This is a genomic window from Streptomyces fradiae ATCC 10745 = DSM 40063, from assembly GCF_008704425.1.
In the GTDB taxonomy this organism is placed as follows: Bacteria; Actinomycetota; Actinomycetes; order Streptomycetales; family Streptomycetaceae; genus Streptomyces; species Streptomyces fradiae.
Genome location: NZ_CP023696.1, coordinates 4,839,404 through 4,854,822 on the forward strand (window position 1 = coordinate 4,839,404; position 15,419 = coordinate 4,854,822).

General features: G+C 74.3%; 7 protein-coding genes. 5 read left to right on the top strand and 2 right to left on the bottom strand.

Translation table 11 applies throughout. The features are described from left to right. A complete protein-coding gene (gene glgX, locus CP974_RS21710) occupies positions 1 to 2,397 on the bottom strand; it encodes a glycogen debranching protein GlgX (protein WP_373276736.1) in 2,397 nt (798 codons plus the stop codon). Positions 2,398 to 2,773: 376 nt separating this feature from the next. Here glgX and CP974_RS21715 point away from each other — a divergent pair, with 376 nt between their 5' ends. The 4 genes from CP974_RS21715 (at position 2,774) to CP974_RS21730 (ending at position 7,208) form a co-directional block, all read left to right on the top strand. Continuing rightward, entirely contained in the window at positions 2,774 to 4,039 is a 1,266-nt protein-coding gene (locus CP974_RS21715) for a L,D-transpeptidase (RefSeq protein ID WP_373366060.1), read from the top strand. Between the two features lie 221 nt (positions 4,040 to 4,260). Continuing rightward, positions 4,261 to 5,523: a L,D-transpeptidase family protein gene (locus tag CP974_RS21720; RefSeq protein WP_031135163.1), complete on the top strand. Its 1,263-nt coding sequence runs from the start codon at positions 4,261 to 4,263 to the stop codon at positions 5,521 to 5,523. An 88-nt stretch (positions 5,524 to 5,611) separates the two neighbouring features. Continuing rightward, entirely contained in the window at positions 5,612 to 6,379 is a 768-nt protein-coding gene (locus CP974_RS21725; RefSeq protein WP_031135161.1) for an enoyl-CoA hydratase/isomerase family protein, read from the top strand. A gap of 322 nt (positions 6,380 to 6,701) precedes the next feature. Next, positions 6,702 to 7,208, top strand: a complete 507-nt coding sequence (locus CP974_RS21730; protein ID WP_031135159.1) for an ATP-binding protein — start codon at positions 6,702 to 6,704, stop codon at positions 7,206 to 7,208. A 340-nt stretch (positions 7,209 to 7,548) separates the two neighbouring features. On the opposite strand, the gene CP974_RS21735 is transcribed toward CP974_RS21730, so the two are convergent. Next, the gene (locus CP974_RS21735; protein WP_150485845.1) at positions 7,549 to 8,964 is read right to left on the bottom strand and encodes a sensor histidine kinase; all 1,416 of its coding nucleotides are present in this window, start codon (positions 8,962 to 8,964) and stop codon (positions 7,549 to 7,551) included. A gap of 237 nt (positions 8,965 to 9,201) precedes the next feature. Between CP974_RS21735 and CP974_RS21740 the strand changes: the two genes are divergently transcribed. Beyond that, entirely contained in the window at positions 9,202 to 15,366 is a 6,165-nt protein-coding gene (locus CP974_RS21740; RefSeq protein WP_373276739.1) for a DNRLRE domain-containing protein, read from the top strand. Positions 15,367 to 15,419: the final 53 nt, after the last annotated feature.

The following is a 15,419-nucleotide window of genomic DNA, read 5'->3' on the forward strand; positions in this document are numbered from 1 at the left end:
TCACTCCGTCACCCGCCACAGCTGCGCCGACCGCGGGGGCACCGTCACCGCCTCCCCGCCCCGGCACACCTCGCCCGGCGCCCGCTCCTGCTCCTCCCGCGAGGTGTCGACGAGCAGCTCGTACCCCTCCGCCCACGGAGGCCCCGGCAGCCGGTGCTCCAGCGGCCCGTCGCCCGCGTGCAGGACCACCAGGAAGCTGTCGTCCACCACCGCCCCGCCCCGCTCGTCCTGGCCGGGGATGTCCCGCCCCGACAGGTAGAAGGCGATGGTCCGCGCCGGGGCGTACCAGTCGCCCTCCGTCATCTCCTCTCCCGCCGCCGTGAACCACGCCAGGTCCCGCAGCCCGTCCGCGCCCTGCGGGCGGCCGGAGAAGAAGGCCCGCCGCCGCAGCACCGGGTGTGCGCGGCGCAGCGCCAGCAGCCGCCTGGCCAGCGCCAGCAGCTCGCGCGCCCACCCCTCCTCCAGCAGCGACCAGTCCACCCAGCCGGTCTCGTTGTCCTGGCAGTAGGCGTTGTTGTTGCCGCCCTGCGTGCGGCCCATCTCGTCGCCCGCCACCAGCATCGGCACACCCGTGGAGAGCAGCAGCGTGGTGAGCAGGTTGCGGATCTGGCGGCGGCGCAGCGCGTTCACCGCCTCGTCGCCGGTCTCGCCCTCGGCGCCGCAGTTCCACGACCGGTTGTCGTCCGTGCCGTCGCGGTTGTCCTCGCCGTTGGCCTCGTTGTGCTTGCGCTCGTACGACACGAGGTCCCGCAGGGTGAATCCGTCGTGGGCGGTGACGAAGTTGACCGACGCGTACGGGCGGCGCCCGCCCCACGCGTACAGGTCGCTCGACCCGGACAGCCGGTACCCGAGGTCCCGTACGTCGGGCAGGGCGCCGCGCCAGAAGTCCCGCACCGCGTCCCGGTAGCGGTCGTTCCACTCGGTCCACAGCGGCGGGAAGGCGCCCACCTGGTAGCCGCCGCTGCCCACGTCCCACGGCTCGGCGATCAGCTTCACCCGCCGCAGCACCGGGTCCTGGGCGATCACCGCGAGGAACGGCGACAGCATGTCCACGTCGTGCATCGACCGGGCGAGCGCCGCCGCCAGGTCGAAGCGGAAGCCGTCCACGCCCATCTCCGTGACCCAGTACCGCAGCGAGTCGGTGATGAGCCGCAGCACCTGCGGCTGGACGACATGGAGGGTGTTGCCGCAGCCGGTGTAGTCGGCGTACCGGCGGGCGTCGTGCTGGAGCCGGTAGTACCCCCGGTTGTCGACGCCGCGCAGCGACAGCATCGGGCCCAGCTCCCCGGCCTCGGCCGTGTGGTTGTAGACCACGTCGAGGATCACCTCGATGCCGGCCTCGTGCAGCGCCCGCACCATCCGCCGGAACTCCCCGACCTGCTGCCCGCCCGTGCCCGTCGCGGCGTACGCGGCGTGCGGCGCGAAGTAGCCGATCGAGTTGTAGCCCCAGTGGTTGCGCAGCCCCCGGCGCAGCAGGTGGTCCTCGTGCGCGAACTGGTGCACCGGCAGCAGCTCCACCGCCGTGACGCCGAGCCGTACGAGGTGCTCGACCGCCGCCGGGTGCGCGAGCCCCGCGTACGTGCCGCGCAGCTCCTCGGGGACGCCGGGGTGGCGCATGGTGAAGCCCCGCACGTGCAGCTCGTAGATGACGGAGTCCGCCCACGGCGTCTTCGGCCTGCGGTCGTCGGCCCACTCGTCGCCGGGCTCGGCCTCGTGGACCACGACGCCCTTGGGCACGTACGGCGCCGAGTCGCGGTCGTCGCGGACGGTGTCCGCCACGTGCTGGTCCGGCCAGTCCCGCACGTGCCCGTACACCTCGGGGGGCAGCCGGTCGAAGTCGCCGTCCACGGCGCGGGCGTACGGGTCGAGGAGCAGCTTCGCCGGGTTCCAGCGGGCGCCGGTCCACGGGTCCCAGCGGCCGTGCACCCGGTACCCGTACCGGCGGCCCGGCCGCACCCCCGGTACGAAGCCGTGCCAGATCTCGTGCGTCAGCTCGGTCAGCGGCACCCGCGTCTCGGTGCCGTCCGGGTCGAACAGGCACACCTCGACGGCCTCGGCGCCGCCCGCCCACAGCGCGAAGTTGGTCCCGGCCACCCCGTCGGGGCCGGTGCGGTGGCGGGCGCCGAGCGGGGTCGGCGAGCCCGGCCAGACGGGTGGCGGCGGCGCCGGCGGGGCCGCCCCCGCGGTGGCACCGGGCCCGGTGTGGGTCACCGGCCCGGTGTGGTGCACGGGGCCGGTGTGCGGTACGGGGCCGGTGTGCGGCACCGGCCCCGTGCGGGCCGCGGGCCGTGCCCGGGGCGGCCCGGCCCGCCCCGCCGCCGGGCGGGGGGCGGGGGGCGCGTCCGGAGCCCCCGGGTCGCCACCCTGAACTGGCCTCTGCTCGGCTGCGCTCGACACCTGCCGGCCTCCCGCGGCTCGTCCGGCGACCGGCCGGGGCTCCCGACACCCCCGTTCCGGTCCTCCCCGTGCTCTGTCGGTGTTCTGCCCGGACGGCACCGCTCCCAACATGGCCCGCCCCGAACACGACCCGTACAGCGGTCCGCGCGGCCTCCCCCGACCGGCCGGTGGGAGGAGACGGGGAAACGTGGGAGATGTGGGAAGCATGAGGAGCTTGAGCAGCCTGAGGAGCTGGAAGAACCCGAGGAGCCCGAGGAGCCCGGTGGCCGCGAGCGCCGGGGGAGGGGCGGCCCGCACGGGGGACGCGGAGGGCACGGGACGCCGGACCGGACCCGGAACCGCCCCGCCGGCGGACCGGTCGCCGGCGGACCGGGCGGTGGCGCCCCGGACCGCGGCGATCCGGGCGACGGCCGTCCGGTCGGCGGCGGCGCGGACGGCGATCCGGTCGGCGGTGGTCTGGGCGGTGGCGGTGGCCGCGCTCGCCGGGTGCGGGGCGGGCGGGGTGCTGGAGGGCCTCGGCGGGAAGGCCGGGTGGGGCCGGGACGAGGCGATCAGCGTCGCCCCGCACGACGGGGCGCGGGACGTCCCGCCGGACGGGCGGCTGGAGGTGCGGGTGCCGGAGGGGCGGCTGGAGTCCGTACGGGTGCGCGGGGCGCGCGACGCGGAGGCGGCCGAGGTGCCCGGCACGGTGGCGCCGGACGGGCGGAGCTGGCGGCCCCGCCCGGGGACGCGGCTGGCGCTCGCCGCCCGGTACGCCGTGGACGCGGTCGCCGTGGACGGGAACGGCCGGCGCACGGTCCGGCGCACCGAGTTCGCCACGCGCGTCCCCGACCGGCGCTTCGTCGCGTACTTCGCGCCCGAGGACCGCGCCACGGTCGGCACCGGGATGATCGTGACCTTCCGGTTCAACCGGCCCGTCCGCGACCGGGCCGCCGTGGAGCGGGCCATCCGGGTGACCGCCGACCCGCCGGTCGAGGTCGCCGGCCACTGGTTCGGCGCCGAACGGCTCGACGTGCGCCCCGCGCGGTACTGGCGCCCCGGCACGCGGGTCACCGTGGAGCTGCGGCTGAGGGACGTGGAGGCGGCGCCGGGCGTGTACGGCGTGCAGCGGCTGACCACCCGGTTCACCGTGGGCCGCTCGCAGGTCTCCCGCGTCGACGCGGCGGCCCACACCATGGAGGTGCGCCGTGACGGCCGCCTCCTGGCCACGGTGCCGATCACCGCGGGGGCGCCGAAGACCACCACGTACAACGGCCGGATGGTGGTGACGGAGCTGCACGAGGTGACCCGGATGAACGGCGCCACGGTCGGCTTCACGGACGCCGACGGCAAGAGCGAGTACGACATCAAGGACGTGCCGCACGCCATGCGCCTCACCGAGTCCGGCACCTTCCTGCACGGCAACTACTGGGCGGAGCGCTCGGTGTTCGGCGCCTCGAACGTCAGCCACGGCTGCGTCGGACTGCGGGACGTCAAGGGCGGCAGCGCCGACTCGCCCGCGGGCTGGTTCTTCGACCGCACCCTCGTGGGCGACGTCGTCGAGGTGGTCAACTCGCGGGACCGGACGGTGGCCGCCGGCAACGGGCTGAGCGGCTGGAACATGAGCTGGGCCCGGTGGAAGGCCGGCTCCGCGCTGCGCTGAGCCCGCGGGCCCCGGCCGTCCCGCGGGGGCCCGCGCCGCGCTCCCGGCACCCGCGCGGACGGGAAAGTTGCCATGTGAACGACTTGGGACCGAACGGTGACAATCCGGTGGGTTCGGTGGAACTGGCGGTGTGATTATCTAACGCGGTGCGTGCGGGTGCAGCACGCGGGGGTGCAGGTCCGACGGCGGTGCGCCGGGACCGTGCGAGGGGAGTGTTCATCGTGAAGGGGCAGCCGATATCGGGGGCGTCGGCCGGAGCCGTCGTACGGGGCGGGCGCGGCCGGCGCCGCCGGGGCGCGGGGATGACCGCGGTCGCCGGAACACTGCTGCTGCTCGTCACCGCGTGCGGCGGCGGGGACCCGGCGAGCGGCGACAAGGGCGCGCCGGGCAAGAACGGCGCGGGGCAGGTGGCGAACGCCGCCTCGGAGGCCGTGGTCACCGTGACGCCGAAGGACGGCGCCGAGTCGGTGCCGACCAGCGGCTCGCTGAAGGTCACCGCGGAGAAGGGCAAGCTGTCGACGGTCACAGTCACCGACTCCAAGGGCCGGCCCGTCGAGGGCACCCTGGCGGCCGACGGCACGAGCTGGCAGCCGGTCAGGCACCTCGCCGCGGCGACCCGGTACAAGGTGCACGCCGTCGCCGAGGACGCCGAGGGCCGCGAGTCGGCCAGGGACACCACGTTCACGACGCTCGTGCCGAAGAACACCTTCATCGGCCAGTACACGCCCGAGGACGGCCAGACGGTCGGCGTCGGCATGCCGGTGTCCATCCGGTTCTCGCGCGGCATCACCGACCCGGAGGCCGTCGAGGCGGGCATCAAGGTGACCGCCGTCCCGGCGGTGCCCGTCGAGGGCCACTGGTTCGGCAACGACCGGTTGGACTTCCGCCCGGAGAAGTACTGGAAGCCCGGCACCAAGGTGACCGTCGAGCTGAACCTGGACGGCGTCGAGGGCCGCCCCGGCGTCTACGGCAAGCAGGCCAAGAAGTTCGCCTTCACCATCGGCCGCAGCCAGGTCTCCACCGTCGACGCGAGCGCCAAGACGATGACCGTCGTCCGCGACGGCAGGACCCTCAAGACCATCCCGATCACCGCGGGCGCCCCGGCCACCACCACGTACAACGGCCAGATGGTCATCAGCGAGAAGTACAAGGTGACCCGGATGAACGGCGCGACCGTCGGCTTCGGCGGCGAGTACGACATCAAGGACGTGCCGCACGCGATGCGCCTGTCCACCTCGGGCACCTTCATCCACGGCAACTACTGGGCGTCGGCCGGCACCTTCGGCTCGGCCAACGTCAGCCACGGCTGCGTCGGCCTGCGGGACGTGCGCGGCGCGTGGGACGGCTCCACCCCGGCCGCGTGGTTCTACGACAACTCGATCATCGGTGACGTGGTCGTGGTGAAGAACTCCAAGGACAAGCAGATCCAGCCGGACAACGGCCTCAACGGCTGGAACATGCCGTGGTCGGAGTGGACCAAGTAGCCGAACGGTGAGAAACGCCCCACGGGGGCCGGTGCTGTGACCCACCGCACCGGTCCCCTCGGCGTTAACGGCGGCTAACCTGCCCCGTATGACAGTGACTCTCGAAGTTTCCGCGGGCGTCGGCACCATCCGCCTGGACCGCCCGCCGATGAACGCGCTGGACATCGCCACCCAGGACCGGCTCAAGGAGCTGGCCGAGGAGGCCGCGCGCCGCGATGACGTCCGCGCCGTCGTCGTGTACGGCGGCGAGAAGGTGTTCGCCGCCGGCGCGGACATCAAGGAGATGCAGGTCATGGACCACGCGGCCATGGTCGTGCGCGGCAAGGCCCTCCAGGACTCCTTCACCGCCGTCGCCCGCATCCCCAAGCCCGTCGTCGCCGCGATCACCGGCTACGCGCTGGGCGGCGGCTGCGAGCTGGCGCTCTGCGCCGACTTCCGGATCGCCGCCGACAACGCCAAGCTGGGCCAGCCCGAGATCCTGCTCGGCCTCATCCCGGGCGCCGGCGGCACGCAGCGGCTCGCCCGCCTCGTCGGCCCGTCCAAGGCCAAGGACCTCATCTTCACCGGCCGCCATGTGAAGGCCGACGAGGCGCTGGCCATCGGCCTCGTCGACCGGGTGGTCCCGGCCGCCGAGGTGTACGAGCAGGCGCACGCCTGGGCCGCGAAGCTCGCACAGGGCCCGGCGCTCGCCCTGCGCGCCGCGAAGGAGTCGGTCGACGCCGGCCTGGAGACGGACATCGAGACGGGCCTGGCCGTCGAACGCAACTGGTTCGCGGGCCTGTTCGCGACCGAGGACCGCGAGCGCGGCATGCGCAGCTTCGTGGAGGAGGGGCCGGGCAAGGCCAAGTTCCTCTGATCCCACTCCTGTTGCGGTGTCCGCGGTGGACGGGGCGGAACCTCGGGCGGCCGCGGCGGGGCCGGCGGGCGTCACCCCCGGTTCCCCCGTCCGAGTGGTTTGAGGCCCCCTGGTGGAACCGCCGAGGGGCTTGGAGTCGGCCATCTCCGGCACCCTCGCGGCCTGCGGTGTATCCGCAGGTCAGCGGGGGTGTCCGGGGTGCGAGATGCCTCCGTCATATGCCCGGAGCGGCCTTCGGCGGGCCCCCGCCGGCTCCGACGCCGCCCACCCGATTCCCGCGGAACCGCCCCGCCGTCACCGCCCGGCGGTCATCATGGTGGGCATGGCGGGGCTGGATGGTGTGGAGCGACCGTGGGAGTACGGCGGTGCCACCGCGGAGAGATGGACGCCCACCGCGGATGACGAACAGGCCCTCAAGGTCCTGGAGATGTACGGCGATCCGGCCGTGGAGGAGGTGCGGCTGCCGTCGCGCCCCGAGTCCGCCGCCATCGCCCGCCGGCTCGCCCAGTGCGTCGTCATGCGGACCTGGGGGCTCGGCCCGCAGATCGCCGAGGACGTGGTCCTGCTCGTCTCCGAGCTCGTCGGGAACGCCGTGCGGCACACCGGCGCCCGCGCCTTCGGGTTACGGATGACCCGCCGCCGGGGTGGCCGGATCCGAGTGGAGGTCCGCGACCCGTCGCGCGGGCTGCCGTGCCTGCTGCCGGTGCGGAGCATGGACGTCAGCGGGCGCGGGCTGTTCCTCGTCGACCGGCTCTCCGACCGCTGGGGCGTCGACCTGCTGCCGCGCGGCAAGAACACCTGGTTCGAGATGCGCGTCTCCGACCGCTGACCCCCGCGCCCTGCCCCGCCCGGTCCCGCGCCCCGCCGGGCCCCGCGCCCCGCGCGCGGACCCGAGCCGGGAAACGCGGAAGCCCCCTGCGCGCCGTCGTGGGGCGCCGCGGGGGCTTCCGGGAAGCGCCGCGGACGAAAAGGGGTGTTGCCCGACGGCGCCGTCGACGACCTGGCCCGGGTCGAGGGGGTCGTATGCCCCCGACTATGGCAGACAGGAGGCCACCCCACCAAACTCACCTATCGCATCTTATGTGTCTATTCTGGACATAACAGCGGTGAATCCAAGGTGAATGAACGATCCAGCCTGCCGAACCATGAATAACTATGGAGTCCATCGATTATTCGCTCAGTGTTACCTCCGCCGGTGCCTCGCCACGCTCCTCTGCCCGTGCTTCACCCGGCACCCCGCCCGGCACCCCGCCCGGCGCCCCGCCCGGCACCCCGCAGGGCACGGATACCGACACCGTGAACGCCCCTGCCTCCGCCACCACCCGGAGCGCTCCGCCCAGCGCCCCCACCCGCGCCCGCAGCCCCACCAGCCCCGTCCCCCGGCGCGCCCCCGCGCCGCCCGCGCCCCCCGGCAAGGGCGCCGGCACGCCGTCGTTGCGCACCGACAGGCGCAGTCCGGCGGGCGCCGCCTCCAGGCTGATCGCGCACCGCGCCGCCCGGCTGTGCTGGAGCACGTTCGCCACGGCCTCCCGCACCACCGCCCGCAGGCACTCCACCACCGCCGGGTCCGCCTCCACCCGCGGCGGTGCCACCACCCGTACGGCGATCCCGGCGAGCCCCAGCAGCCGGCCGGCCTGGCGCACCTCGTCCACCAGCGACAGCCCGTCCGGAGCCGGAAGCCCGGCCGGCGGCGGATCGCACAGCGCCCGCACGTCCTCGTGGGCCCGCCGGGCCAGACGCACCGCCGAGGCCAGCGCGAGCCGCAGGTCCTCCGCGCCCGCGCCCGCCGGAGCGCCCGCGCCCGCCGGAGCGCCCGCACCCGCCGGAGCGCCCGCACCGGCCGGGGCGCCCGCCCCCGGGGCGCCCGCCCCCGGAGCACCCGCGCCCCCCGGAGCACCCGCGCCCCCCGGAGCACCCGCGCCCCCCGGCGCGCCCGCCCGCAGCACCGACTCGGCCTGCACCGCGATGGCCGCCAGCGACGATCCGACCAGGTCGTGCAGGTCCTGGCGTATCCGCTGCCGCTCCCGCTGCTCGGCCAGCCGCGCCGCCTGCTCCCGCGCCCCGTGCGCCCACGCCACCACCATCGCCAGCCGCGCCACCGTGCACACCGCGCACGCGGTCACCACCGCCCGCAGGGCCGCCGCCACGCCCCCGCCCGGCGGCGGCGCCACCCAGCCCGCCGCCACCAGCAGGGGGCCGCCGCACACCACCGCCACCGCCAGCGGCACGGCCGACGGGAGCGGCAGCGCGCACAGCACCGCGCCCGCCAGCACCCCGGTCAGCCCCAGCCAGCTGCCCGGCAGCGACACCACCAGCACGTACGTCAGCACGGCCTGCACGGCCAGCAGCACCATCCGCCAGCCGTACGGCACCCGGCGCGGCGGCGGCTCGCACTGCACCAGCGTCAGCACCGCCACCAGTGCCGCCAGCGGCAGCCCCGCCAGCAGCCCGCGGTCGCCCCCGGCCGCCGCGACCTCCTCCACGGCGACCGCGGCGACGGACCCCGCCACCAGCAGCACCAGCCCCGCCGGCACCCACCGTCCACCCGGTGGCAGCCCCTTCCACTTCCCCGCGGAAACCGTCACTTCCGACCCCTCCCCCTGAGCACCGGCAGCCGCGCCCCCCACACCACAGGGGCAACGTGAAGATCTCACTCCTCAGCGGTGACGGCCGGTGCTTTCATCCCGCATGGTTCATGATCCTTCAGCAGAGAGTGGTGTTCCATGCCAGAGCACATACCTCCCCGCGACCAGTGGGAGGGTTCGGCCGTCGTGCTGCAGCAGCGCAGACGCGTCCTCTCCCGCGTCGCCGTCGTCGCCGCGATGGCGCTGGCCGTCGAGACCGGCCTGCTCGTCTCGGGCAGCGGCACCGCCGTCGCCGTCAACCGCCCCGCCGCGCAGACCCCCGAGGCGCCCGCCGCGCGTCCCAAGGGGCCGGACGCCGCCGACGACATCGCCTCCGCCAAGGTCGCCGCCAAGCTGTACGGCAAGCGCGTCGAAGCGCTGTCCGAGCGCACCGAGACCTCCACCACCTGGGTGAACAAGGACGGCACCCTCACCACCGAACTGGCCGCCGGACCCGTGCGCTTCGAGCGCGACGGCGAGTGGACCGACGTCGACGTCACCCTCCGGCAGGCCGGCGGCGCGGTCGCGGCCAAGGCCCACCCCCACGGACTCCGCCTCGGCGGCAAGGGCGGCGCCCTGCCGCGCAGCCTCGCCGGCGCTCGCTCCGCCGCCCCGCGCGACCTGGTCACCCTCGGCGAGGGCGACGAGCAGATCACCCTCCAGTGGAAGGGCGGCCTGCCCGCCCCCGCCCTGGACGGCACCCGCGCCACCTACCGGGACGCCCTGCCCGGCGCCGACGTGATCGTCGAGGCCACCCGCACCGGCTTCGAGCAGTACGTCCGCATCAACCGGCGGCCCGCCGAGGGCTACTCGTACACCCTGCCGCTGAAGGCCAAGGGCCTGACCGCCAAGCCGCAGGCCGACGGCAGCGTCCTGTTCACCGACCGGAAGAACACCAGGCGGGCCGTCATGCCCGCCCCGGTCATGTGGGACGCCACCGTCGACCCCGTCTCCGGCGAGCACACCCGCCAGGTCCCGGTCGCCATGAAGGTCGAGCAGAAGGGCTCCACCGTCAACCTGGTGGTCACCCCGGACGCGAAGTACCTCGCCGACCCGGCCACCCGGTACCCGGTCACCGTCGACCCGTCCACCTCCGCCCTCGGCAACGTCTTCGACACGTACGTCCAGGAGGGCGAGACCACCGACAAGTCGACCGGCACCGAGCTCTGGCTCGGCAACCCGGGCACCACCAACCCCGACGGCTCCAGCCGCTACGCCCGCTCCTTCCTCACCTGGGACACCACGCCCGTCCGGGACGCCCTCGTCTCCGGCGCCAAGCTCAGCCTCTACAACACCCACTCCGGCAACACCGACTGCACCGGCGCCTCCTGGACCGTCTGGGAGACCGGCGCCCCCTCCACCTCCACCCGGTGGGGCACCCAGCCGGCCTGGGTCCAGCAGTACGCGAGCTCCACCGAGACCAAGGGCCGCGACAACTGCGGCGGCGACGGCTGGATCAACGCCGACGTGACGAGCCTCGTCCAGAAGTGGGCGTCCGCGAAGAACACCCGCTCCCACATGGGCCTGCGCGCCCCGTCGGCCTCCACCACCCAGTGGAAGCAGGTCCGCTCCGGGAACGCCGCGTCCAACCCGCCGAAGCTGGTGGTGAACTACAACTTCCGGCCCAAGACCGGCACCAAGCAGGAGGCCGGCCCGCCGTTCTTCTCGTACAGCGGCACCTACGTCGCCAACACCCTCACCCCGACGCTCCGCGACACCTTCACGGACGCCGACGGCGACAAGGTCAACGGCACGTTCCAGATCTTCGACAACGCCACCGACACCCAGGTCGGCGACGTCATCGTCTCCAAGTACGTCGCCTCCGGGCAGGCCGCGTCCGTGACCGTGCCCGCCGGGGTGCTCACCGAGGGCAGGACGTACAAGTTCCGCACCTCCCCCTACGACGGGACGCACTACAACACCGGCTGGTCCGCCTGGCGGCTGTTCACCGTCGACACCAAGGCGCCCTCCGCGCCCACGGCGGTCACCTCCACCGACTACCCGGCCGGCCAGTGGGTGAAGGGCGAGGGCCAGCCCGGCACGTTCACCGTCACCCCGCCCGGTGCCGACCACCACTGGCTCGAGTGGTCCCTCGACGGCGTCACCTGGACCAAGGTCGCCACCGGCGGCGCGAGCACGCCCAAGGCGATCTCCGTCACCCCGCCGAAGAACGGCACCCACACCCTCCAGGTCCGGGCCGTCGACAAGGCCGACAACAAGTCCGAGGCGCGCACCTACGTCTTCCACGCGGGCTCCGGCGGCTTCGTCCAGCCCGCCGAGGGCGAGCGCACCGCCCGCCGCCTCCCGCTGGTCGCCGAGGCCGCCGCCGGCACCTACGACCGGGTCGCCTTCTCCTGGCGGCGCTCCGAGGCCGACGCCTGGACGCCGATCCCGCCCGCCCACGTCACCTCCGGCGGCACCGCGCTCGGCGCCTGGCCCGTGCCGCTGGTGAACGGCAGGAACGCGCCGCTCGTCTGGAACGCCACGGACACCGTCGACCCCGACGGCAACGTCCAGATCAAGGCCGACTTCACCGGACCCGGCGGGGCCTCCAGCAGCACCGCGCCCCTCACCGCGGTCGTCGACCGCAACGCCGAGGGCGCCTCCACCACGGACGTCGGCCCCGGCTCGCTCAACCTGCTGACCGGCAACTACACGCTGTCCGAGACCGACCTGTCGCTGTTCGGCATGTCCGTCACCCGCAGCGTCTCCTCCCGCACGCCCAACCAGGGCGCCGCCCAGGAGGGCCAGGCGCCGATCTTCGGCAGGGAGTGGGTCTCCGGCACCATGGCGGACGTCGCCGAGAGCGACTACAGCCACCTGCGCCGCGTCTCCGACACCGCCGTCGACGTGGTGCTGGAGGAGGGCGACGCCATCCACTTCACCGCCAACGCCGCCAGGACCGGCTGGGTGCCCGAGCCCGGCTCCGAGGACCTGACGCTCAAGGGCGGGGTGACCGGCACCTTCACCCTCACCGACCCCGAGGGCACGGTCACCACCTTCGCCAAGCCGGACGCCGCGGCCACCACCTGGCAGGTCTCCAGCGTCCTGGAGGACGGCCTCGCCAACACCACCACCAAGATCGTGTCCGAGACGGTCACGGTCGACGGAAAGAAGCTGGCCCGGCCCAAGCGCGTCATCGCGCCCACCTCCGCCGCCACCACCGCCGCGTGCGAGACCAGCCCGGCCACCAAGGGCTGCCGCGTCCTGGACTTCGTCTACGCGACCACCACCACGGCCACCGGCACCCAGACCGACGCCGAGTTCGGCGACTACGCCGGCCAGGTCAGCGAGATCCGCGCCTGGCTGACCGACCCCGGAGCCGCCGCCGCCACCGCGACGGCCGTCGCCAAGTACCGCTACGACTCCACCGGCGCCCTGCGCCAGCAGTGGGACCCGCGGCTCAGCCAGGCCACCCAGACCCAGTACGCCTACCACGGCGGCCGGGTCGTGTGGCTGCAGCAGAAGAGCCGGCTGCCGTACAGCTTCACCTACGGCGACGCCGCCGCGGGCACCGCGCCCGGTGACGGCATGCTGCTGAAGTCCTCCCGGCAGGCCCTCAAGCAGGGCACGGCCGACGTGGTCGAGGGCACCGCCGTCACCTCCGTGGTCTACGGCGTGCCCCTCACCGGCGCCTCCGCCCCGCACCCCATGGGCGCCTCGGACGTACGGGCCTGGGGCCAGTCCGACGCCCCGACCGACGCGACCGCCGTCTTCCCGGCGGACTCCGTCCCGGCCGCCCACTCGGGCGCCTCCCTCTCCGCCGGCGACTACCGCCGTGCCACGGTGACCTACCTCAACGCCTCCGGGCGCACGGTGAACACCGCGAGCCCCGGCGGCCACATCACCACCACCGAGCACGACAGCCGCGGCAACGTGGTGCGCGAACTGACCGCGGGCAACCGCGCCCTCGCGCTCGGCGCCACCGAGGAGCAGCGCGCCGCCCTCACCGACCTGGGCGTCAACCGGATGTCCCCGGCCGAGCGGGCCCACCTGCTGTCCACCACCTCCCTCTACGACGACTCCGGCGTGCTGAAGACCGAGGAGTTCGGCCCCCTCCACCGGGTCGACCTCACCGAGGACCTCAAGGACGGCGCCACCGTCCTGGTCCCCGCCGGCACCTCGGTGCCCGGCCGCGCCTGGACCGTCAACGAGTACGACGAGGGCCGGCCCACCGACGGCACCGCCAAGGTCAGGAACCAGCTCACCCTGTCCGTCAAGGGCGTGCGGGTGCGCGACCACTACGCCGTCATGGGCGAGAAGACCCTGGAGGAGACCCAGTACGACTGGGCGAAGGGCCTGCCGACCCTCACCATCAAGGACCCCGGCGGCAAGAACATCACCACGACCACCGGCTACGACGCCCAGGGCCGCGTCACCTCCCAGGTGCTGCCCGGCGGCACCGGCAACGACGCCGCCAGCCGCATCACCGCCTACTGGGCCGCCGACGGCACCGGCTGGTGCAAGGGCCGCCCCGAGTGGGCCGACCTGGTGTGCTGGACCGGCCCCGCGGGCGACATCACCGGCGGCGGCAGCCAGCCCGCCAAGCTCGTCAACACCACCACCGAGTACGACCGCTGGGGCAATCCGGCCGAGGTCACCGACGAGGTGAACGGGGTCACCCGCACCACCGTCACCACCTACGACGCGGCCGGCCGCAAGAGCACCGAGACCGTCACCGGCGGCCTCGGCCAGGCGGTGCCGGCCACCACCACCACGTACGACCCGGCCGGCGGCGAGATCACCGAGATCGCCTCGCCGAGCGGCACGATCACCAAGGTGTACGACAAGCTCGGCCGCCTGATCTCGTACTCCGACGCCGACGGCGCCACCACGACCTTCGCGTACGACCTCCTCGACCGCAAGGTCAAGGAGACCGACTCGGCCCCGTCCACGGTGACGTACACCTACGACCACACCGCCGAACCGCGCGGTCTGGCCACCGCCCGCACCGACTCGGTCGCCGGCACCTTCCGCGCCACCTACGACGCGGACGGCTCGCTCGCCACGGAGAAGCTGCCCGGCGGCTACACCCTGGTGGTGACCGAGGACAGCACCGGCTCCGCCGTCAGCCGCGCCTACACCCGCGACAGCGACGGCCTGTCCGTCTACACCGACGCGGTCACGTACGACGCGCACGGCAGGGTGAGCACCCACGCGGGCTGGAGCGAGCAGAGGTTCCGCTACGACCGGGCCGGCCGCCTCGTCACCGTCGAGGACACCGTCGACCTGGTGTGCACCCGCCGCTCCTACGGCTTCGACGCCCGCTCCAACCGCACCTCCCTGACCTCGGTCACCGGCGAGCCCGGCGGCGACTGCCCGGCCAGCGGCGGCACCACGGCCACGTACACGTACGACAGCGCCGACCGGCTCATCGCCGCCGGCCACACGTACGACGCGTTCGGCCGGACCACCGCCCTGCCGGGCACGACCGTCGCCTACCACGCCAACGACCTGGTCCACCGGCAGACCGCCGGCGGCGAGCGGCAGACGTGGGAGCTCGACCCGGAGCACCGGTTCCGCTCCTGGACCGTGGAGAGCGACGCCGGCGGCTCCTGGACGCGGACCGCGTCCAAGCTCAACCACTACGACGGCGACGACGACAACCCCCGGTGGATCACCGAGGACACCACCACGGGCGACCTCACCCGCAACGTGCCGTCCCTCGGCGGCGACCTGGCCGCCACCACCACCGCCACCGGCGGCACGGTGCTCCAACTGGCCACCGTCCACGGCGACATCGCCCTTCGGCTCCCGCTCGGCCCGCAGGCGGCCCCGGTCGCCCTGGACAGCGACGAGTACGGCAACCCGCGCCCCGGACGGGCCACCGCCCGCTACGCGTGGCTCGGCGCCAAGCAGCGCTCCACCGAGACCCTCACCGGCCTCACCCTCATGGGCGTGCGCCTCTACAACCCGGCGACCGGCCGCTTCCTGTCCAGCGACCCGGTCTACGGCGGCAGCGCCAACGCCTACGAGTACGGCTACGGCGACCCCGTGAACAACGTCGACCTGGACGGCAAGTGGGTGCCCCTGGCCATCGCCGCCGTCCGCGTCGGCTGGGCCTGCTGGAAGCACTGCCGCAAGGCGTACAAGGCGGTGCGGACCGGCTACCGGGCCTACCGCTCGCTGCGCCGCTTCCAGAGCAGCACGCGGCGCCTGCACCGGCAGATCAACCGCTCCCGCCGCTACACGTCGCACCGCCGCCCCGGCGGCGGCCTGCGGCACCTGGGCCGCTGCGTCGGCACGTACGCCGGATTCGGCGCCCTGGCGGGCTCGTTCAAGTCGTCGGCCCGCTGGGTCAGCTACTCGACCGCGGCCGGCGGGTTCTACGGGGCCTACCGCTATCTTCGGAAGCGGTGCTGAGCCGCACGAAACCACGGCCGACGGCCCCCGCCGCGGCGCCCGGGCCCCCGCGG

What these genes read in the sequence shown, in the direction of transcription:
- CP974_RS21725 (WP_031135161.1), top strand. Translation starts at nt 5,612, where the DNA reads ATGACAGTGACTCTCGAAGTTTCCGCGGGCGTCGGCACCATCCGCCTG.
- CP974_RS21740 (WP_373276739.1), top strand. Translation starts at nt 9,202, where the DNA reads ATGGCGCTGGCCGTCGAGACCGGCCTGCTCGTCTCGGGCAGCGGCACC.
- CP974_RS21730 (WP_031135159.1), top strand. Translation starts at nt 6,702, where the DNA reads ATGGCGGGGCTGGATGGTGTGGAGCGACCGTGGGAGTACGGCGGTGCC.